Origin of the sequence: Corallococcus sp. AS-1-6, from assembly GCF_020037015.1 — a bacterium.
In the GTDB taxonomy this organism is placed as follows: Bacteria; Myxococcota; Myxococcia; order Myxococcales; family Myxococcaceae; genus Corallococcus.
The window spans coordinates 47,758-66,857 of sequence record NZ_JAIQDE010000041.1; the positions used below are offsets into that span (position 1 = coordinate 47,758).

Genomic DNA, 19,100 nt, shown 5'->3' on the forward strand with positions numbered 1-19,100 from the left:
AAAGGGTGCCTGCATGAAGCTCTATTTCAATCCGCGCAGCCGGGCGATCATTGGCAAGTGGATGCTCGACGAGGCGGGGGCCGAGTACGAAATCGTGCCCATCGACCTGGAGAAGCGGGAGCAGAAGTCGCCGGAGTTCCTCAAGGTGAACCCCGCCGGCAAGCTGCCCGCGCTGGTGGATGGAGCGGCGCGCGTGTTCGAGAACGCGGCCCTCTGTCTCTACGTCGCGGACAAGTACCCGCAGGCGAAGCTGGCACCCGGTCTGGATGCGCCCGAGCGCGGCCGGTACCTGTCGCTGATGGTGTACTCCACGTCCCAACTGGAGCCGTCCATGGGCGACCACATGGCCAAGGCCCCCACGCCGCCGCAGCGCGGGTGGACGGAGTACGCGCAGACGCTGGACGCCATGGAGCGCGAGCTGGGGGACGGGCCCTACCTCTTCGGCGACTGGTTCACCGCCGCGGACGTGATGATCGGCTCCATGTTCATCTACCAGCGCATGCTGGGCGGTTCGACGGGGCGTCCGAAGCTGGAGGCCTACGTGGACCGGCTGCTCGCGCGGCCCAAGTGCATGAAGCTGGGCTGAGGGGCTCCGGGCCTCCGGGCCTCCGGGCGCGGCGAAGACCCGCGACACCGGGTCGGTGCCCGCGGCAGGGTGTGAACGCCTGACTCGCGGGCAGGGGACCGGGCGGCCCGGACCGCTCGTGTCCCCGAGGGGATCTCCGCGCGGCCGGGTGGCTCCAGGCGGCGGGCGTCCCCACCGTTGTCACGTGAGCGACGAGAACCCTGGGACGGGCAGTGGATGGGCGGACCCCCGGCTGCGGGCCCTGGAGCAGTTACTGGCCCTCCCCGCGGCCGAGCTGCGTCCCACGCTGGACACCGCGGGCCAGCTCATCTCGGAGCTGCTGCACGCCGACAAGGTGGACGTCTTCCTCATCGAGCACGCCACCCAGAGCCTCGTCGCGGTGGGCACCAGCGACACGCCCATGGCGCGCCTGCAGAAGTCGCTGGGCCTGGACCGGATGCCGCTGGCCAACGGGGGGCGCGCGGTCCAGGTATATGAAACGGAAGCCGCCTTCATGACCGGCCGCCAGGAGGAGGACCCGGACGAGCTCCCCGGCATCAAGTACCGGCTGGGGGTGCGCTCCACCCTGATGGCGCCGCTGCCCATCGGCATGGAGACGCGGGGCGTCCTCGCCGTGGCGTCCGCCCGGAGCGACTTCTTCACCGGGCATGACCTGCGCTTCCTCCAGGCCGTGGCGCGCTGGGTGGGCATGGTGGCCCACCGCGTGGAGCTGGTGCAGGAGCTGACGAAGCTGGCGGTGAAGCAGGCCCGCCGCAAGGCGGCCGAGGAGCTCATCACCGTGCTCGCGCACGACATGGCCAACCACCTGCTGCCGCTCCAGGCCCGCATCCAGCTCATCCAGCGGCGCGCCGTGCGCAAGCAGGAGCCGGAGGACCTGCGGGACGCGACGGGCGCGGCCGCGTCGCTGCGCTCCCTCACCCGGCTCATCAACGACCTGCTCGACGTGGGGCGCCTGGAGCAGGACCTCTTCACCCTGCGCCCCCATCCGGTGGACCTGGCGGGGCTGGTGCGGGAGCTGGCCGAGACCGCGAGCACCCCCGCGCGGCCGGTGCGCTTCACGGGGCCCGAGGAGCTGGTGACGGTGGCGGATCCGGAGCGCGTGCGGCAGGTGCTGGAGAACCTGGTGGCGAACGCGCTCAAGCACTCGCCGCCGGGGCGGCCCGTGGACATCGGGCTGGAGGCCCGGGACCGCCCGGAGGGGGCTTGGGTGTGCGTGACGGTGAGCGACCAGGGGCCGGGCATTCCGTCCGAGCTGATGCCCACGCTCTTCGAGCGCTTCATGCGGGGGCCGGGCTCCTCGGGGCTGGGCCTCGGCCTGTACCTCGCGCGGCGCATCACGGAGGCGCATGGCGGCACGCTGGAGGTGGCTTCGACGTCCTCGGCGGGCACGCGCTTCGAGTTGTCGCTGCCGGTCACGGCCGGGTAGGCGAAAGCCAGCGCGCGGCGGGGGTGAGGGGAAAAAAGGGGCATTTGCGTTGGGTGGGGGCAGGCGCGAAACCGGAACGGCCCTCACGGCCGCCGGGCGCCCCGCCTCGGGAGCAACCCCATGTCACCGTCCCCACGCCTCCGTTCCGTGGCCCGGCTCACCGCCGTGGCCTTCTCCACCCTGGGCTTCAGCGCGTCCGCGCAGACGTATGCCTTTCCCGGCGCCAGCGCGGACCTGCCCGAGGGCAGCCACTGGTGGATCGCCAGCGGCCACGGCGGCACGAACAACCGCGACCTGGAGGCCGTGCGCTTCGACGACGACGCGAAGCGCTTCACCCGCGTGAAGATTCCCTTCGCGGACTACGCGGCCGATCCGAAGAACTCCGACTGGGTCATCTACGGGCTGCCCGTCTCCGCCATCGCGGACGGCGAGGTGCTCACCTGCTGGCGCAACGCCCCGGAGGGCCTCAAGCCGGTGGTGTACGGCGGTGACGACGTGCCCCACCCGGGCCGTACCTCGAACCCGCTGCGCATCCCGCGCTCGGGCAACCACGTGAACGTCCGCACGGACGACGGGAAGATCATCCTCTACGCGCACCTGCAGCCCGGGAGCGTCCCGGAGGAGCTCTGCCCCTTCAACGACACCTACGTGGCGGACGCGGAGGACCGCGTGGGGGACCTGCCCCGGGAGGTCATCGTCCCCGCGGCGCAGCGGGTGCGCGTGAAGCGCGGGCAGTTCCTGGGCCGCGTGGGCAGCTCCGGCGCCTCGTCGAATCCCCACCTGCACGTGCACCTGCAGCCCATGACGAGCGACACGACGGTGGGCACGTCCCTGCCGCTGCCCTTCTCCCACGCGTGGCGGAAGAACGGCGACGTGGACTTCGACTCGCCGCTCGTCTTCGACCCGCTCCAGAACCAGGCGCTCAACCAGTTCCCCTCCGCCATCCACCCGGATCCGCTGCTGCGCCGGGGCGACATCACCGGGGACCCGGTGCTGGAGGTGGCGACGGCGTCCTCGGGCAGCATGGTGGTGACGGCCACGCGGGACGTGACGGGGCGGCTGGCGCTGGGCTCGTGGCAGCTCACGGGGGGCGGCAACTTCACGAAGCTCCAGGAGGCCTCCGCGGGCGCCGCGAGCTCCATCGCCATGGCCCACCCGCACAGCGGCTCCACCCGCGACGTGGTGACGGCGCTGCGGGATGGCGGCGGGAACCTCAAGCTCATCGCCTGGCAGGTCGCCTCGAACGGCGCCATCGTGCGCAAGGGCGAGGCCGGCGGTGACGCGGACGCGACGGAGATCAACGTCGCCGCGCTGCCTTCGGGGCTGGGCGTGGTGAGCGCCATCCGCGACGCCACGGGCCACCTGAAGGTCAGCACCTGGGAGACGACCACGACGCTGGACACGGTGACCCGCATGGGCAACGGCTTTGGCGAGGAGGCGACGAAGGTGGCGATGACGCCCATCCTCAACGGCCGCGTGGATGGGGACGTGGGCCGCTTCACCGGCGTCGTCACGGCGGTGCGCACTCCGGGGGGCAACCTGAGCCTGACGGCGTGGGAGATCACCCCGCAGAAGACGCTCATCCCGAGGGGCACCCACCTGGCGGGCGCGGTGACGGACCTGGCGCTCAGCACCGTCACCGTGCCGGACGGCTCGCGCGACGTGGTGGTGGCCAGCACGCGCCTGACCAACGGGGTGCTGCGCAACATCTCCTTCGACGTCACCGCGGCCGGACAGTTCGTGCGCCGTGACCACGAGGACGGCGAGGCCATCCTGGACCTGAGCGCGACGCGCGTGGGAGGCGCGCACCTGGTGACCCCGGTGCGCGACACCACGGGCAACCTGCGCGTCTACACCTGGGACGTGGGCGTGGACGGCAAGGTGCGCCGCACCGGCAAGGAGCGCGCGGGCGCCATCGTGTCCGGCCTGTCCGCCACCTCCACCACCGTGGGCGTCCGGCTCGTCGTCACCGCCGTGCGCCTGACGACGGGCACGGGGGGCGGGGACCTGCGCCTGATTGCCTGGGACGCGAACCTCCGGTAGCGCGAGTGTCATTCCCCAGCGCTCGTGGACGCTGGGGAATTTTCCCGGATTGCCCGGCTTCTCCCGGGCGCCGATGATGCGTTCGAACGACGCTCGGCGCCCTTTTCGCGAGGAGAGGCATCTTGGAGTTGCGACACGGCCCATGGGCGGGAGCCTCCCCGGAGGCCGGTTTGGAGACGCTGCGGCGGGACCTGGGCCGGGCGCTCGCGAGCGTCTGTCCCGCGTCGCTCGCGGACCGGCGGGAGGACCTGTTGCAGGTCGCGATGATGAAGGTGGTGGAGCTGCGCGGGCGCACGAAGGGCCAGGCGGAGCTGACCCCCGCGTACCTGTACCGGGTGGCGTACACGACGCTCATCGACGAGCTTCGGCGGTTGGGGGCGCGCAAGGAGGTGGCGTTGGAGGAGGTGGAGCAGGGGCCTCAACACCCGGTGGCGCCGGGGGACCCGGAGCGGGCGGCGGGGGCCGCGCAGATTGCCCGGGCCGTGCGTGACTGTCTTCAGGGGCTGGTGCGGGACCGCCGGCTCGCCGTGACGCTGCACCTGCAGGGGCACACCGTTCCGGAGGCCGCGGAGCTGCTGGGGTGGGAGGCGAAGCGGACGGAGAACCTCATCTACCGGGGGTTGAGCGCGCTGCGTGCCTGTCTCTCCCTGAAGGGAGTCCAGCCGTGAGCGACCGCCGTCCCGAGGATGAAACGCTGGAGGCCGCGGGCGTGGAGCGGCTGCGCACGGCGCTGCGCGAGGACGACGCGGAGGGGGAGCCGGTGGACGCGGACCTCGTCTGGCGCGCGGTGAGGCAGGAGCTGCCGGTGGAGGAGCGCCGGGCGGTCGTCGAGCGCGTCTCGGCGGATCCCGCGTGGGCGCGGGCGTGGCGGTTGGCGAAGGCGATGTCGCGGGCAGCGGCGGAGGCGGAGCGGGGGGCTCCGGCGGAGGGGGAGGTGGCGCCGCCGGCGGCAGGCGAGGAGGCACCCGCGAAGGTGGTGCCGCTGACCGCCCGGCGCTCCTGGCAGGCAAGGCCCGCATGGGCCGCGATGGCGGCGGCGGTGGTGGTCCTGGTGGGCGCGGTCGTGGTGGTGCGGCAGCAGCAGGCGCGGGAGGACCCGGCGCGCATCCGCGGCGGCGCGGCGGAGGCCATCACCTCGCAGGTGCCGGAGGCCACCGCGCTTCCGCGCGAGGGGTTCGTGCTGCGCTGGAGCGGCGTGCCCCAGGCGGTGTCCTGGAGCGTGCAGGTGTCGTCGGAGGACTTGAAGGTGTTCCATCGCGCGGAGCGGCTGGAGTCGCGCGAATACACGGTGCCGCCGGACGTGCTCGCGGAGCTGCCCTCCGGGGCGCGCGTCCTGTGGCAGGTGGAGGCGCGGCTTCCGGATGGAAGCGTCCAGCGCGGCAGTACGTTCGTGAACCGGTTGCGGTGAGTGCCGCACCACCTTGGGCCAGGCCGGCGGCCCAATGACATGCAGAGGGGGATGCAATGAAAGCAATCAATGTGGGTAGGGGATTCGTGCGCGCGCTGTCGATGATGGCGCTGCTGTGGGGTGTCGTGGTCGCGGCGCAGGCCGCGGCCCCGCTGTACACGGTGGTCGTGACCACGCCGCCGCTGACGGGCGCCACGCATGACACGGTGGTGGCCTCCGTGGTGGAGGCGGGCACCCTGCGGGCGCCGACGATGGTGCCCGTGACCCTGCGCATCCTGGATGCACACGACGTCGTGCTCGCGACCGTCACGGGGACCGTGAGCTCGGGATCCCCGTTGCGGGTGAGCGCCCGCGCTCCCTCCTCGGACGGGGTCCGCGCGCAGCTCGTCCTGCCGGCGGGCGCGGAGAAGATGGCCGCGGGTGTCCTGGTCCTCGAGCGGGCGGGGCTTGCGGCGGAGCCGCCTCCCCAAAGCACCTCCTGCGAGATTACCCTCTACACCTACGACCCGGCGACGGGCATGCCGGAGCCTGTCACGGCCATGGGCGGATGCGTGGCGGAGACCCTCTGAGGTGACCGGAAGGCGGCGACAGCGCATGGGACGACGGGGCGGCTTCACCCTGGTGGTGGGGCTGGCCCTGTGCGTCCCCGAGCGGGCCGCCGCCTCCGCGGAGCCCTCCGGACTCACCAGGTGCGAGGAGGGCTTCAACGCCCACCCGGAGGACTCCGACGCGGCGATGTGCTTCTACCGGAGCGCCCAGGGGCCCGCGGGGCGCGACGAGGCCCGGCGCAGGCTCCAGGGCCTCATCGCGCGGCACCCGGACCGCCCGTGGCTCACGCTGGTGCTCGGCCACGTGGAGCTGCTGTCCGAGCCCGTGCTGGCGGAGGCGTCGTACCGCCGCGCGGCGCTCGCCTTCCGCGACCTGGGGGACGCGGAGGGCGAGGTGATGGCCGGCATCAACCTGCGCAGCGTGCTGGGGATGCGCGGCCAGACGGAGGAGGCGCACCAGTGGGTTCTGCGGGTGGGTGAGGTGGCCCGGGCCTCCGGGGACCCCCGGCTGGAGGTGCGCGCGCTCATCCTGGAGGCGGCCGAACTCTCCGACCTGGGACAAGACCTGGGACGCGCCTACCGCCTGCTCAAGCGCGCGGAGGTGCTCACCTTCCCGGACGGCACGGACGGCATGAAGAAGCAGTTGCTCAGCCCGCTGGCCACGGTGAGCTTGAACCTGGGGCGCTTCGACGAGGCGCAGGACCTGTATGCACGGCTCGCGGAGCTGGCGGAGCGCACGAAGGACGCGGGCACGGAGGCGCGGGTGCGCTTCGCGCTCGCGAACCTCGCCTGGCGGCGGCGCGAGGAGCATCCCGAACCCGGGGGCCGGCCGGAGCTGATGCGGCTCGCGAGGGAGGCGCTCGCGGCGTCCCAACGCGCGGGCAGCAAGGCCTTCGAGACGATGTCGCTGCGCCTCGTGGCGGAGCTGCTGGGGGACGAGCCCGGGGAGCGGAGGGAAGCGGAGGACGCCCTGGGCCGCTGTATCGACATCGCCCGGGAGAAGGACCTGCCCGAGCGGCGCATCTCCTGTCTGTGGACGCGCGCCGAGCGCCGGGCCGCGGTGGATGCGGCCGCCGCGTGGCGCGACGTGGACGAGGCCCTGGCCCTGGCCGCCGAGCACGACAACCCGCTCTACCTCGCCTCCGCCTGGCGGGCACGGGCGACGGTGGCCTTCCGAACGCGGCCACTGCCGGAGGCCCTGGGCGAGGCGGAGCGCGCGCTCGACGCGGTGGAGGTGCTGCGTCAGTGGCAGCGGGATGCCACCAGCCAGGCCGAGCTCTTCTCCGGCTGGGCCAGCGACTACCACCGGCTCGCGGGCCGCACCCTGGAGGCCGGAGAAGCCTCCGCCGTGCCACCCCGCGAGGCCCTGGAGCGCGCCTTCGCGGTGAGCGAGCGCCTGCGGGCGAGGACGTTGTTCGAGGCCCTGGTGGCCTCCCGCGCGCTCGCGATGCAAGCAGAGGCACCGGAGCAACGGAAGGCGCGCGACGGCGTGCTGCGCAGCCTGTCCGTCACCCAGAGGCGGCTGCTGGAACCGGCGCTGTCCGCGTCCGAGCGCAAGGGGCTGTTGGGAGAGCTCCAGGAGCTGGAGCGCCGCGAACGCGAGCTGCGTCCGGCGGCCCGGCGCGCGGAGCTCCCGTTCGCGTCGCTCGCCGCGACCGAGCAGGGCCTGGGCGAGGAGGAGGCCCTGCTCGTCTTCCTCGCGGGCACGGACCACGACCTCCAGGGCGAGCGCGCGGGAGGCGCGTGGGTGATGGCGGTGACGCGCGAGGGCACGCGCGCGTACCGCATCCCGGAGCGAGCACGGCTGCGCCCCTCGGTGGCGCTCCTGTCGGGGCTCATCGAGCGCCGCGATGGTTCAGAGGCCGCCGCCGCCGCGGCGCTGTACGCGCAACTGCTCGCCCCGGCGCTGCGGGACCTTCCGCCAAGGGTGTCGCGCCTGCTGCTCGTGCCGGATGGCCCGCTGCACGACCTGCCCTTCGCCGCGCTGCGGGAGCACGCGGACGGCCCGCCGTTGATGACCCGGTACGAGCTGGCGCGGGTGCCCTCCGCGAGCCTGCTCCACTACTGGCGCGCGCAGCCCGCACGGCCTCCCGAGGGCGAGGCCCTGGTCCTGGCGGATCCCGACCGGAGCGACACCCTTCAGGGCACGCAAGTGGCCTCCGCGAGAGGCGGCATGTTCCTGGAGACCGCGAGCCTGGGCGCGCTTCCGGAGGCGCGACGCGAAGGCCGCTCCGTGAGCGAGTCCCTGGAGGACACGGGCGTGAAGCCCCGGCTGCTCATGGGCGCGGAAGCCTCCGAGCAGGCCCTCAAGGCGGCCCGCTGGGACGCGGTGCGCATCCTCCACATGGCCGCGCACGCGGTCGTGGACGTCGAGTCCCCCGAGCGCTCCGCCCTGGTGCTGGCCCCGGGCGAGGCAGGGGAGGACGGCCTGCTCCAGCCGAGGGAGATCGCGGAGCTGCGGCTGCGGGACGCGCTGGTGGTGCTCTCCAGTTGCCGGGGCGCCTCGGGCGCGCTGCTCGCGGGCGAAGGGGTGCTGAGCCTCGCGCGGGCCTTCTTCGAGTCGGGAGCGCGAGCGGTGGTGGCCAGCCTGTGGCCCATGCGCGACGCCGAGGCCGCGGCGCTGCTGGAGCGCTACTACCGGCACCTGGCGAAGGGGCGGGACGCGGCGTCGGCGCTGCGCGAAGCCCAGCGCGAGGCCTGGGAGGATGGCGAGCCCGCGGCCATGTGGGCCGGGCTGGGGGTGATGGGGGACGCGGCGCTGGTGCCGGTGCGGCCCGCCGCCGGGGGCACGGGGCCGGGTGTCCTCGTGGGGGTGTCCGTGGGGGCGGGCCTGCTGGGGCTGTTGGGATTCGGGGTCCACCGCGCGCGCCGGAAGCGGGGGAGCGGGCAGGCGGCGTGAATCCGGAGCGGCCGGCGGGGCGTGCGCGGTAGGGTGCCGGGGCGATGAGTGACGCGAGCCGTGAGCCGGCGCCGAAGCTGACCCTCGAGGTGCGGGACCTGCACAAGTCGTTTGGCGGGCAGGCGGCGCTGCGGGGCGTGGACCTGGTGGTGCCGGAGGGTACGACCTGCGTGCTGATGGGCGTGTCCGGTTCGGGCAAGACGGTGCTGATGAAGCACATCATGGGCCTGATGCGGCCGGACCGGGGCGTGGTGCTGGTGGAGGGCGAGGAGGTGGCGAAGATGAACGAGCCCGAGCTCAACCAGATGCGCCGCAAGCTGGGCATCCTCTTCCAGGCGAACGCGCTGTTCGACTCGCTGAACGTCTTCGACAACGTGGCGTTCCCGCTGCGCGAGCGCACGAAGATGTCCGAGCCGGACATCACCAAGACGGTGAACGAGACGCTGGGGAAGGTGGGCCTGTCGCACGCGGCCACGCGCTTCCCGGGAGAGCTGTCCGGCGGCATGCAGAAGCGCGTGGGCTTCGCGCGAGCGACCATCCTCCAGCCGAAGATCCTGCTCTACGACGACCCCACGGCGGGCCTGGATCCGCTCACCACGGCGGCGGTGAACGAGATCATCACCACGGGCAAGCAGCAGTTGGGCGCCACGTCGCTGGTGATTACGCCGGACGTGGCCTCCGCCTTCGGCATGGCGGACAACCTGGCGCTGATGCACGAGGGCCGCGTGGTGGAGTACGGCCCGCCGGACCACTTCCGCCAGTCGCAGCATCCAGAGGTGAAGGCCTTCCTGCGCAACTGGCTGCGCAGGCGCTCCGCGCGGACGCAGGCCTGACGGAAGTTCGAGTAGGCTTGAGGGGCCCGGGGGCCGGCGGGTTCGTGATGGAAGCAGGAGTCCGCATGTCCCGAGGCAAGCTGCGTCCCGTGTTCAAGCGTCTGTGGTTGCTCGCGCCCGTCGCCACGTTGGGGGTGGGGTGTTCCTCGACGTGGGGATGTGATCCGGATGAGAACTGGAGCCAGCAGAACTCCCCCCTCCCCGCCACCCTGCGTGACGGAAGCGTCCCCACGAAGGACACCTCCTGCGAGGCGCTGTGCGATGCGCTCGGGGCCAGGACGCCCTGCTCCCGCGTCACGGAGGAAGGAGCGGACGGCAGCGTCGTCGAGTCGGTGAACTGCGAGGCCCAATTCCTCTGTGAGGGGCGCAGGCCGGAAGGCCTGTGCAGCGACGGCGCGGTGGCTTCGGAGACGCCCGCGCTGGGAGCGCTCTTCGCGAGGATGGCGCACCTGGAGGCCGCGTCCGTGCCGGCCTTCGAAAGGCTCGCGCAAGAGCTGGCCGAGCACGGGGCCCCGGAGCGCCTGGTGCGGGCCGCCACGCGTTCCGCGAAGGACGAGGTCCGCCACGCGGAGGCGATGGAGTCGCTGGCCCGCCGTCACGGAGCGCCGATGCCGGAGCTGAAGGTGGCGCCGTTCCAGGCGCGGTCCCTGGAGGCGCTCGCCATCGAGAACGCGGTGGAGGGCTGCGTGCGCGAAACCTACGGCGCGCTGCTGGCGGGCTGGCAGGCCCGGAGCGCGGAGGACGCGCGGGTGCGCGAGTCCCTGGGAGCCATCGCCCCGGACGAGCTGAGGCACGCGGAGCTGTCCTGGGCCATCCACGCATGGGCGCTGGAGCGACTGTCCCCGGAGGCCCGCGAGCGAGTGGACTCAGCCCGCCGCGAAGCCTGGCGCGAACTGGAGCAGGACGCGGCCTCCAGCCACGTGCCGGACGAAGTGGCCCGCCACGCAGGACTGCCCTCCGCGGACGTGGCCCGCAGGCTTGTCAGGGAGCTGGCGTCCGAGCTGATGCCTGAAGCCCTGGCCTGGCTGGAACCAATAGATTGATTTTAGCTGGTCGCTGGAGTCAATCTATTGGTTGTGCCGCGCCAGAATCTATCCGAAGACACAACGCCCTTCGCCGTGGCCCGGGCCATCACCACGCTGGGACAGAACATCGCACGCGCCCGGATCCGGCGTGGGCTCCGGCAACTGGATCTCGCGAAGAAGACGGGCCTGGCGCTCGGCACCATCCGTCGAATCGAGGAGGGAAGCCCCACCACGGCGCTCAGCGCCTACTTCACGGTTCTCTGGGCGCTGGGGCTCGAGCGCGAGTTCAACGGCCTGGCCTCGCCAGACCGGGATGAAGAGGGCAAGACGCTGGAGTCCGCGCGTCAGCCCGCGCGGGTGGATCTCAAGTCAAAGGGAGGACTCGATGGCGACTTCTGATCCGTCCGGTTGCTACGTGTACCTCCAGCTTCCGGCCTCGCTCGACGTCGTGACCTGCGGGCGCTACGTGCAGCAGGACGGCGTGGGGCAGTTCGTCTACGGCAGGAGCTACCTGGCCAACCCTCGCGCTGTCGCGCTGGATCCCTTCGAGCTGCCATTGCGTGAAGGCGTCTTCACGACAGCGAGGCTGGGCGGCATCTTCGGTCCGCTGCGAGACGCTTCCCCGGATGCCTGGGGGCGCAGGGTCATCGAGCGGCAGTTGGGACGCGGAGACCTGAACGAGGTCGGCTTCCTGCTCAACTCGCCGGAGGACCGCGCGGGCGCGCTGTCGTTCGGGGAGAGCACCACGCCGCCCGCTCCCGTTCATCAGTTCAACAAGGTGCTCCAGTTGCGGCAGTTGCTGGAGGAGGCAAGCCGCGTCGAGCAGGGGCTGCCGCCGTCGCCCCAAATCGACGCGCTGGTGCAGCCAGGCAGCTCCATGGGCGGCGCGCGTCCCAAGAACGTCGTCGAGGACGATGACGGCTTGTGGATCGCCAAGTTCCCATCGCGAAGCGACCGGTGGAACAACGCCGTGGTCGAGCACGGCATGCTGGAACTCGCACGGGAGTGTGGACTTCGCGCGGCGTTCGGGAAGCTCATCCGGGTCGCGGGGCAGGACGTGCTCCTGGTGCGCAGGTTCGACCGGGAGCGGACGGGGCCGAACTACCTGCGCCACCGGATGGTCAGTGCCTTGACGGTGCTCCGTGCGGATGAAGATCCGCGAGCGGATCCGCGCGAGCGCAGGAGCTGGTCATACCTGCTGCTGGCGGATGAATTGAAACGCTGGGTTCGCGACCCGGACGAGGACCTGCGCGAGCTGTTCTCCCGGATGGTGTTCAACGCGCTCATTTCGAACATCGATGACCATCCCCGGAACCATGCGCTCATCGCCCCCGACGCCCACTGGAATCTGTCGCCCGCCTATGACCTGACCCCTGCACCCCAGGCCAGCACGGAGCGCGACCTGGCGATGGAGGTGGGAAGCGCCCAGCATCGCCGCGCCAACCGGCGCAACCTCTTGAGCGAGTGCGTCCGCTTCCGGCTGTCCAGGGACGAGGCCACCCGGATCATCGACGAGATGAAGACCCGCGTCTCGGCCCGCTGGCGCGACGTCGTCAGCCAAAGCGGTGGCACGGAAGCGGACCTGAAGGCCATCGAGCGAGCCTTCGACTACGAAGGCTTCGAGTACGGTACGGAGTCCTGAACCCACGGCTCAGAGCGGCGGCAGCTTCTCCAGGAAGCCCGAGCGGGACAGCCACAGCATCAGCGCGAAGCTGATGGTGTTGAAGGCCGCGTGGGCCACGATGAGCGGCAGCAGCCGCCCCCGGTACCAGAGGACGAAGCCGAACCAGGCGCCCATCACGAACGTCTGGAAGACCGCGAGCGTGCCCTCGTAGAAGTGCCCCACGGAGAAGAGGACCGCCGCCACCAGGATGGCCGGCACCCAGCCTCCCAGCACCACCTTCAGCCGGGGCACCAGGAAGCCTCGGAAGACGAACTCCTCGAAGCCCGTCACCACCACCATGATGGCCGCGAACGCCGGGACGCCCAGCCCCGTGTCCAGCAGCGCCGCCGCCACGTCCTTGCGCGCCGCCAGCTCCTGGCCCGCCAGCTTCAGCGCCACCGCGACCGCCGCCAGCGGCACGGACACCGCCAGGTGCACCACGTACGTGCCCGCCAGCACCACCCCGCCCAGCAAGAGCTCGCGCGCCCAGCCCTCGCGCACCAGCCCCACCTGCGCGGGGCCCTGGCCGTCACGCCACAGCAGCACCGCCACCAGCAGGCACATGCCCAGCGCCCGGATGACCAGCGGCGCCATGGACAGCGAGAAGCCCTTGTTCATCTCCGCGTCCGACGCCACCCACGCGCCCGCGCCCGCGCCGCCCAGCGCCACCACCAGCCCCAGCACGCCCCACCACCCTCCCCGGCGAGAGGACTCCCAGGGCCGCAGGAGCATCAGCCCCCACGCCAGCAGCGCCAGCTCCACCGCCACGGCGGCCCCCCGGCCCAGCCGGGCCACCGACGAGGGCCCCAGCACGGCGAAGAACACGAACGCGGCCTCCGCCAGCGCCTGGCGCTTCGGCGGGGCCTTCTCCAGCAGGACGGCGACATCACCACGCAGCGGCGTCATGAGTTCTCGGTGGGCAGGTACAGGGTGACGCCTATCTCGGGATCGAAGAGGGCGCGACTCCTCGCCATCTTCCCCACGTCGTCCAGCAACTGGTTGACGAAGGCATACCGCTGCACGAAGGCGTTGCTCCGGTTCTTCCAGCCGTGGGAGTCGAAGAGGTACAAGGCCTCGTCCCGCCGCACGACCGCCACCGTATAACCCCCGAGCACCAGCGCCACTCCCATCCGGGGGGCCCACTTCAGCAGGTTGGACAGCTCGCGCGACAGGGTGGCCAATGAGACGGAGCCCGCGCTGGCCATGAGCAGCCCGCGCTGCACCACGTCCTCCTCCGGAATCTCCTGCGGGTTGTAGTAGGGCGCCTGGGGCTGCAGGACGAGCGGATCCACCACCCCGCCGCAGGACAGGGCCAGCGCCTGCATCAGCAGGGTCTCGTCCTCGGTCGCCGTGTTCATCCGCTGGTAGAGCGCCGTGCCCTCCAGCAGCACGTTGTCGATGCCGTCGGCGTCGAGCCCGTCCGGCTGGGACAGCAGCGCCGCGATCCCCAGCACCGCCATCGCGGAGCAGGCGGTCCGTCCTCCCGGGATCTGGAACTGGTTGACGCTTCCCTGGGTGCAACCGGGCAGCACCTCGGGCGGCGACCCCTGGGCGCGCCGCTGCTCCAGGTACTCCCCCAGCAACTTGAGGATGTCCTCCTCCAGCTCCCCGCTCTCCTTCCCATGGCCCTTGGGGCTCGACGACTTCGGCAGGACGCCCAGCTTCACCTGCGAGTACGACTCCGACTCCGGGATGAGGTCGAAGCTCCGCGCGCGGACGGAGAGCTGCTGGAGCGCGCGGTAGGCGTTGCGGAACACCACCGCGAGTTCATCCAGGGGATTGGTGCTCAGCCAGACGGTGGAGGGGTCCACCTGGGCGCAGAGGCCGAAGAAGTCGCTCAGGTGCTGCTGCGTCACGTGCTGGGAGTTCTGCTTCCAGGCCGCGTATGCCTGCGCGTCACGGGGGTAGGGCACCCCCCGGATGGCGATGGCCGCCGGGGAGTGGAGCGCCTTGATCGCCAGGACGCACAGCCGCTGCGTCAGCCGCTGGACGTCCTCCGGCAGCCGCTTCAGCAGCGAGACCAGTTGGGGGAGGGAGACCTCCAGGGCGTCCACCGCCTGCTTGTGCAGCTCCCACAACTGCAACTGGGCCTGGGACTGGCGCGAGCCCAGGGACTCGGAGAGGAGCTGCTGGTTCTGGGTCCACTTCAAGGACAGCGGCGCGGTGCAGAAGATGCCCCCGGTGGGCGCGTGGTCGCTCGTGCGGGACCAGAAGTTCAGCGCCTGGTGGTTCGGGTCCACCGGGAGCAGCCCCTTGAAGGGGGAGAAGATGCCGGTGTGGTGGAGCGCGAAGGCCCGGCTGATGACGAAGAAGTCGGCCCGCTTGTTGAGCTTGAAGCTCTTGCCCACCTGCGCCCAGTCCTTGATGTACCCCTGCTGCTCGAGCTGCGCCTTGTTGTTCTTCGAGTTCACGCTGCGCCCGGTCTGGGTGGACTGGTTCGTGGCGGAGAGGGAGACCGCCAGGGTGAGCTCCAGCGCCGCGGCCCGCTCGTGGAAGAGGTCGTCCCACTTGCGGTTCTTCGTGTCCGAGTTCACCCCCACCGAGGCTTCGGGGTCGATGTAGTAGTCGCCCGCGATGATCCACGGCTGGTCGTTGTTCTCGGAGACGTGCTCGAAGAAGCCGGACACCTGTTCGTACTCGCCCAGCCGGCCCAGCCCCTTTCCCGCGGGCGAGGTGTGGACCACGCCGATGTGCACGTCGCGCCCGCCGACGCGCACGTCGTGGACCACGACCGGACGCCATGAGATGTAGCGCTCGTTGAGCTGCTCGTACTGCTCCTTGCGCTGTGCCAGGAGCTGGGGGAACTGCGTGCTCCAGCCCTTGGGCGCCTTGGTGCGGTTGACCGGCTTGGCCCAGTGGATGGGTTCATTCGCGCGCTTGCTGGTGCTCTGCCGCACCACGTCGGCATCACTGAAGGCGCGCCAGCCGGTATGGGCGCAGGTGCTCTTCCTGTAGATGATGGGGTACCACTCACACTGGCTCTTCCCCAGGCTCCAGTCCTCCGTCACCTGCTCCTCGGCCTCGAGGTCCTCTTCCTCCTCTTCGTCGTCGGACTCCGCCTCGGTGACCTTCTGGCCCTTGTACTTGGGGTAGACCGCCTGCATCTGCGGCCCCATCTCCAGGGCGAGCCCGTGTCCCTCGAAGTCGATCTCCAGCAGCAGGGGGAGCGCCTTCTTGTTGATTTCCTGCAGCACGAGCACGTCCAGCCAGGGGTTTTGCAGGAAGAGGCGCAGGAGCAGGCCCTTCTTGTCCTGCTCCGTCTTCTCGCTGAAGTGGTTGATGTTGAAGGTGCCCACGCCCAGGTCGAGCGCGGCCTCCTCCTTCTCTTCGACCACCATCTTGAGCTCGAGGGTCGGCGGCGGCCGCCGGGGGCTCCGGCTCCCCGACAGGGGCTGTCTGCGCTTCTGGGGCGTGCGCAGGGTGTTGGGCAGTGGGACCTTGAACTTCTCGAGCTTCTTGCGGGCCTCGCCGGAGCGGGCGGACACCGTGACGCCCGAGCGCCGGAAGACCGCGCCGCCGCCGAGGGTGTAGGTCCCGGACATGCGGGGCGGCTTCCCCTTCGAGGAGATCCGGACGACCGGCTTCATGGAACCCATGGCCATGCAGCCCCGGCACATCTGGGGTTGGAGCATGAACGAGCCATAGAAGCCGCAGATGGTGCAGTAGTACATGCCTGCCCCCCGTGGGGGCTGCTGGATGGCCCCCTGAGCATGTCCACCATAACGCTCATTTCGGGCCGGGCGTGTTACGAGCCCAGGCATGGCGAAAACCCTTCCCGAGCGCCCGCGCGCGGTCCTCGTTGGCGTGCAGCTCCCCGGTGTCACGGACGAGGCGCATGCCGCGGACCTGGCGGAGCTGAAGCGGCTGGTGCACACGCTGGGCTTCGACGCGGTGGCGACCGTGTCCCAGCGCCGGCAGCGGCTGGCCACCGGCACGGTGCTCGGCTCCGGCAAGCTCAAGGAGCTGTCCGCGCTCACCGGCGGCTCGGGCGTCATCCCGTCCGGCGCGCAGGGCAAGACGTCCAAGGCGCGCGAGCGGTGGGAAGCCGAAGCGGAGGACGAAACCTCAGAGAACCCGGACGCCCCGGTGGCTCCCGGCGACGCGGACCTGGAAGGCGCTGGCGCCGAGCCGCCCGGCGAGGACGACGACGCCTTCCCGGACACGGACACGGACACGGACGCGGAGTCAGGCGCGGACGCGGAGACCGCCGCCATGGAGCCGGGTCCCAGGCCCACGGTGGTGGTGGTGGACCATGAGCTGTCCCCCAGCCAGTTGCGCAACCTGGAGCGCGCCACGGGCGTGCAGGTGCTGGACCGCGCGGGCGTCATCGTGGACATCTTCCACCGGCACGCCCGGAGCCACGAGGCGCGCATGCAGGTGGAGATCGCCCGGCTCAACTACCTGGCCCCGCGCCTGCGCGAAGCGCCGGGAGGCCGCGAGCGCCAGCAGGGCCGCGGCTCCGGTGACTCCGCGATCGAACTGGACCGCCGCAAGATTCGCGACCGGCTGGCGGAGCTGCGCGAGGGCCTGGCCGCCATCCAGAAGGACCAGGACCAGCGCCGCTACGCGCGCCGGGACCAGTTGCGCGTGGCGCTGGTGGGCTACACGAACGCGGGCAAGTCATCGCTGATGCGGGCGCTGACGGGCAGCACGGTGCTGGTGGCGGATCAGCTCTTCGCCACGCTCGACACGACGGTGCGCGCGATGCAGCCGGAGACCCGGCCGCGCATCCTCGTGTCCGACACGGTGGGCTTCATCCAGAAGCTGCCGCACGACCTGGTGGCGTCCTTCCGCTCCACGCTGGACGAGGCGCTGGAGGCGTCGCTGCTGCTCTACGTGGTGGACGCGTCCGACCCCACCTGGGCCGCGCAGTTGGAGGTCACCCGCACGGTGCTGAAGGAGATTGGCGCGGACGTGGTGCCGGGCAGGCTGGTCTTCAACAAGGTGGACCGGCTGGACGCGGCGGCCCAGGAGGCGCTCCGGGCCGGGCACCCTGAAGCGCTCCTCGTGTCCGCGCACCGGCCGGACGACGTGGCCGGGCTGCGCCGGGAGGTCATCGCCTTCTTCGAGGCCTCCATGGTGGAGGCGGACCTGGTGATTCCCTACGCGAGGCAGGCGCGCATCGGCGAGGTGTACGAGCACACCACGGTGGTGTCCCAGGCCTACGACGAGACGGGCAGCCGGCTGCGCGTGCGGGGGCTGCCGGGCGCCATCGCCCGGCTCACCCGGTCGTTCCAGGAGTAGGCCTCAGCGCACGACGGGCACGGTCACCGGGTCCTTGTCGTCCACGGTGACCTCCACCTTGCCCACGCGCCACAGCACGGGCTGGAACGCGAAGTTCAGCCGGTGGCCGTCTGCGGTCTCCACCAGGGCCGTGCCCTGCTTGGGCAGGTAGTTGCCCACTTCATATTCCAGCGACGTGAGCGTGACGCGGTCCGTGCCGTTCGGACCCGTCAGCTCCCCCGGACCGTCGAACACCAGCGACGTGCCGCCGATGATGGGCAGCCCGTCGCGCTTCCCGACGGTGCTGTTGATGTGGAAGCTGTGGCCCGCGCGGCCGGGCACCTGGCCTTCGACCTCCGCGAACAGGCGCGCCTCGTCCGAGCATGTGCCGTAGCCGACCTTCGCCTGGAGCGTCTGGCCGTCCACGGCCAGCTCGCGCAGGTCCGCCTTCATCTCCATCAGGTCCTCGCCGCCGCGGTACTCCAGCACCGCGCGTCCGGTGAAGCGCAGGCCGTGCACGTCACAGCCGCCGGCGGGGAAGGACACGACGACGGAGTCGGTGAAGTCATCCACTGCCTGCACCCGGGCGGTGGCGCAGGTCACGGAGGCGCTCAGCCCCTCCACGGCGTGGCTGAGGAAGGAGCGCCGGGGCTCGCCGCACGTGTACACGGGCATCAGGCCGAGCATCTCGAACGCGCCCCGCACCTGGTGCGTGGAGGCCGCCAGTCGCTCCACGCGGGCCTTCGCGTCGTCTATCTCCTCCTGCGTGGGCGCATTGTCTCCACAGGCGGTGGTGGCGAGGGCGGCGAGGGCAGCGAGGGCAAAGCGACGCATGAAGGTCTCCCAGACGGTGCGGTTCCCCCGCGCCATCGCCGGGGACCGTACCCCGGGCCTTCAGCAACGGTCATGCCCCCCTCAACCCCGCGAAACTCCAGGCAAAGGGCGCCCATGACTCCATGCGGCGTGTGCAGAGCGCTGCGCACCCAGGGGCGGCCTTGTCCGGGCAATCAAGGCACCGAAAACCGGATCCACCCCCGGGCACGGCGGCCCAAAAACCTGTCCGACAGTAGGACAAGTTCGCGAGGTCCGCCGCCGGCCCGGCTGCGCCTAAACCTGTCCGACAGTAGGACAGGTTCAGGTGCGCCACCTTGGGCCCGGCCCGTGCCAAACCTGTCCGATAGTAGGACCGGTTCAGGTGCGCCACCGCCGGCCCGGCCCAAACCTGTCCGATAGGTTCGCGCGGTGCGCCTCACGCCGTAGGCCGTGGCCCAAAACCGGTCCGACAGTCGGACAAGTTCGCGCGGTCCGCCTCCGGCCCGGCCCTGTCCGACAGGTTCGCGGTGCTCCCCCCGCCGTAGGCGGTGGTCCAAAACCTGTCCGACAGGAGGTCTGCGCGGAATAGCGAGGCCAGTTGGCCGGCTGCCAAGCGACAAGGGGGACAGGAGC

General features: G+C 71.4%; 15 protein-coding genes. 12 read left to right on the forward strand and 3 right to left on the reverse strand.

Annotation, left to right across the window (positions count from 1 at the left end; genetic code table 11):
- Positions 1–13: 13 nt before the first annotated feature.
- The 11 genes from K8612_RS36000 (at position 14) to K8612_RS36050 (ending at position 12,410) form a co-directional block, all read left to right on the forward strand.
- A complete protein-coding gene (locus K8612_RS36000) occupies positions 14–586 on the forward strand; it encodes a glutathione S-transferase family protein (RefSeq protein WP_223765571.1) in 573 nt (190 codons plus the stop codon).
- A gap of 184 nt (positions 587–770) precedes the next feature.
- Complete coding sequence (locus K8612_RS36005) at positions 771–2,012, forward strand: GAF domain-containing sensor histidine kinase (protein ID WP_223765572.1); 1,242 nt, start codon at positions 771–773, stop codon at positions 2,010–2,012.
- Between the two features lie 120 nt (positions 2,013–2,132).
- Positions 2,133–4,055, forward strand: coding sequence for a M23 family metallopeptidase (locus K8612_RS36010; protein WP_223765573.1), 1,923 nt, complete (start codon positions 2,133–2,135; stop codon positions 4,053–4,055).
- Between the two features lie 122 nt (positions 4,056–4,177).
- Positions 4,178–4,723 (forward strand): RNA polymerase sigma factor, encoded by a 546-nt coding sequence (locus K8612_RS36015; RefSeq protein WP_223765574.1) that lies wholly within the window; start codon positions 4,178–4,180, stop codon positions 4,721–4,723.
- Positions 4,720–5,463, forward strand: coding sequence for a hypothetical protein (locus K8612_RS36020; RefSeq protein WP_223765575.1), 744 nt, complete (start codon positions 4,720–4,722; stop codon positions 5,461–5,463). The genes K8612_RS36015 and K8612_RS36020 overlap by 4 nt, the downstream gene beginning before the upstream one ends.
- Before the next feature lie 56 nt (positions 5,464–5,519).
- Entirely contained in the window at positions 5,520–6,032 is a 513-nt protein-coding gene (locus K8612_RS36025) for a hypothetical protein (protein WP_223744585.1), read from the forward strand.
- A 25-nt stretch (positions 6,033–6,057) separates the two neighbouring features.
- Positions 6,058–8,910: a CHAT domain-containing protein gene (locus tag K8612_RS39425; protein WP_306799784.1), complete on the forward strand. Its 2,853-nt coding sequence runs from the start codon at positions 6,058–6,060 to the stop codon at positions 8,908–8,910.
- 44 nt (positions 8,911–8,954) lie between these two features.
- Positions 8,955–9,743, forward strand: coding sequence for an ABC transporter ATP-binding protein (locus tag K8612_RS36035; protein ID WP_223744586.1), 789 nt, complete (start codon positions 8,955–8,957; stop codon positions 9,741–9,743).
- Between the two features lie 65 nt (positions 9,744–9,808).
- The gene (locus K8612_RS36040) at positions 9,809–10,786 is read left to right on the forward strand and encodes a hypothetical protein (protein ID WP_223765576.1); all 978 of its coding nucleotides are present in this window, start codon (positions 9,809–9,811) and stop codon (positions 10,784–10,786) included.
- A 75-nt stretch (positions 10,787–10,861) separates the two neighbouring features.
- Positions 10,862–11,167 (forward strand): helix-turn-helix domain-containing protein, encoded by a 306-nt coding sequence (locus K8612_RS36045; protein ID WP_223744588.1) that lies wholly within the window; start codon positions 10,862–10,864, stop codon positions 11,165–11,167.
- A complete protein-coding gene (locus tag K8612_RS36050) occupies positions 11,154–12,410 on the forward strand; it encodes a type II toxin-antitoxin system HipA family toxin (protein WP_223744589.1) in 1,257 nt (418 codons plus the stop codon). The genes K8612_RS36045 and K8612_RS36050 overlap by 14 nt, the downstream gene beginning before the upstream one ends.
- 9 nt (positions 12,411–12,419) lie before the next feature.
- Here the strand turns inward: K8612_RS36050 and K8612_RS39430 are convergent, their stop codons facing one another.
- Together K8612_RS39430 and K8612_RS36065 are read right to left on the reverse strand one after the other, a co-directional pair.
- The gene (locus tag K8612_RS39430; RefSeq protein WP_306799785.1) at positions 12,420–13,337 is read right to left on the reverse strand and encodes a CPBP family intramembrane glutamic endopeptidase; all 918 of its coding nucleotides are present in this window, start codon (positions 13,335–13,337) and stop codon (positions 12,420–12,422) included.
- Entirely contained in the window at positions 13,334–16,102 is a 2,769-nt protein-coding gene (locus K8612_RS36065; protein WP_223765577.1) for a hypothetical protein, read from the reverse strand. The genes K8612_RS39430 and K8612_RS36065 overlap by 4 nt, the downstream gene beginning before the upstream one ends.
- Before the next feature lie 88 nt (positions 16,103–16,190).
- On the opposite strand from K8612_RS36065, the gene hflX reads away from it, so the two are divergent.
- Positions 16,191–17,675: a GTPase HflX gene (gene hflX / locus K8612_RS36070; RefSeq protein WP_223765578.1), complete on the forward strand. Its 1,485-nt coding sequence runs from the start codon at positions 16,191–16,193 to the stop codon at positions 17,673–17,675.
- Between the two features lie 3 nt (positions 17,676–17,678).
- Here hflX and K8612_RS36075 read toward each other — a convergent pair whose 3' ends face one another.
- Positions 17,679–18,488, reverse strand: a complete 810-nt coding sequence (locus K8612_RS36075) for a hypothetical protein (protein WP_223765579.1) — start codon at positions 18,486–18,488, stop codon at positions 17,679–17,681.
- Positions 18,489–19,100 lie beyond the last annotated feature (612 nt).

Coding starts and splice junctions, on each gene's coding strand:
- K8612_RS36065 (WP_223765577.1), bottom strand. CDS start 16,102: ATGTACTACTGCACCATCTGCGGCTTCTATGGCTCGTTCATGCTCCAA.
- K8612_RS36025 (WP_223744585.1), top strand. CDS start 5,520: ATGAAAGCAATCAATGTGGGTAGGGGATTCGTGCGCGCGCTGTCGATG.
- hflX (WP_223765578.1), top strand. CDS start 16,191: ATGGCGAAAACCCTTCCCGAGCGCCCGCGCGCGGTCCTCGTTGGCGTG.
- K8612_RS39425 (WP_306799784.1), top strand. CDS start 6,058: ATGGGACGACGGGGCGGCTTCACCCTGGTGGTGGGGCTGGCCCTGTGC.
- K8612_RS36075 (WP_223765579.1), bottom strand. CDS start 18,488: ATGCGTCGCTTTGCCCTCGCTGCCCTCGCCGCCCTCGCCACCACCGCC.
- K8612_RS36035 (WP_223744586.1), top strand. CDS start 8,955: ATGAGTGACGCGAGCCGTGAGCCGGCGCCGAAGCTGACCCTCGAGGTG.
- K8612_RS36000 (WP_223765571.1), top strand. CDS start 14: ATGAAGCTCTATTTCAATCCGCGCAGCCGGGCGATCATTGGCAAGTGG.
- K8612_RS36040 (WP_223765576.1), top strand. CDS start 9,809: ATGTCCCGAGGCAAGCTGCGTCCCGTGTTCAAGCGTCTGTGGTTGCTC.
- K8612_RS39430 (WP_306799785.1), bottom strand. CDS start 13,337: ATGACGCCGCTGCGTGGTGATGTCGCCGTCCTGCTGGAGAAGGCCCCG.
- K8612_RS36050 (WP_223744589.1), top strand. CDS start 11,154: ATGGCGACTTCTGATCCGTCCGGTTGCTACGTGTACCTCCAGCTTCCG.
- K8612_RS36010 (WP_223765573.1), top strand. CDS start 2,133: ATGTCACCGTCCCCACGCCTCCGTTCCGTGGCCCGGCTCACCGCCGTG.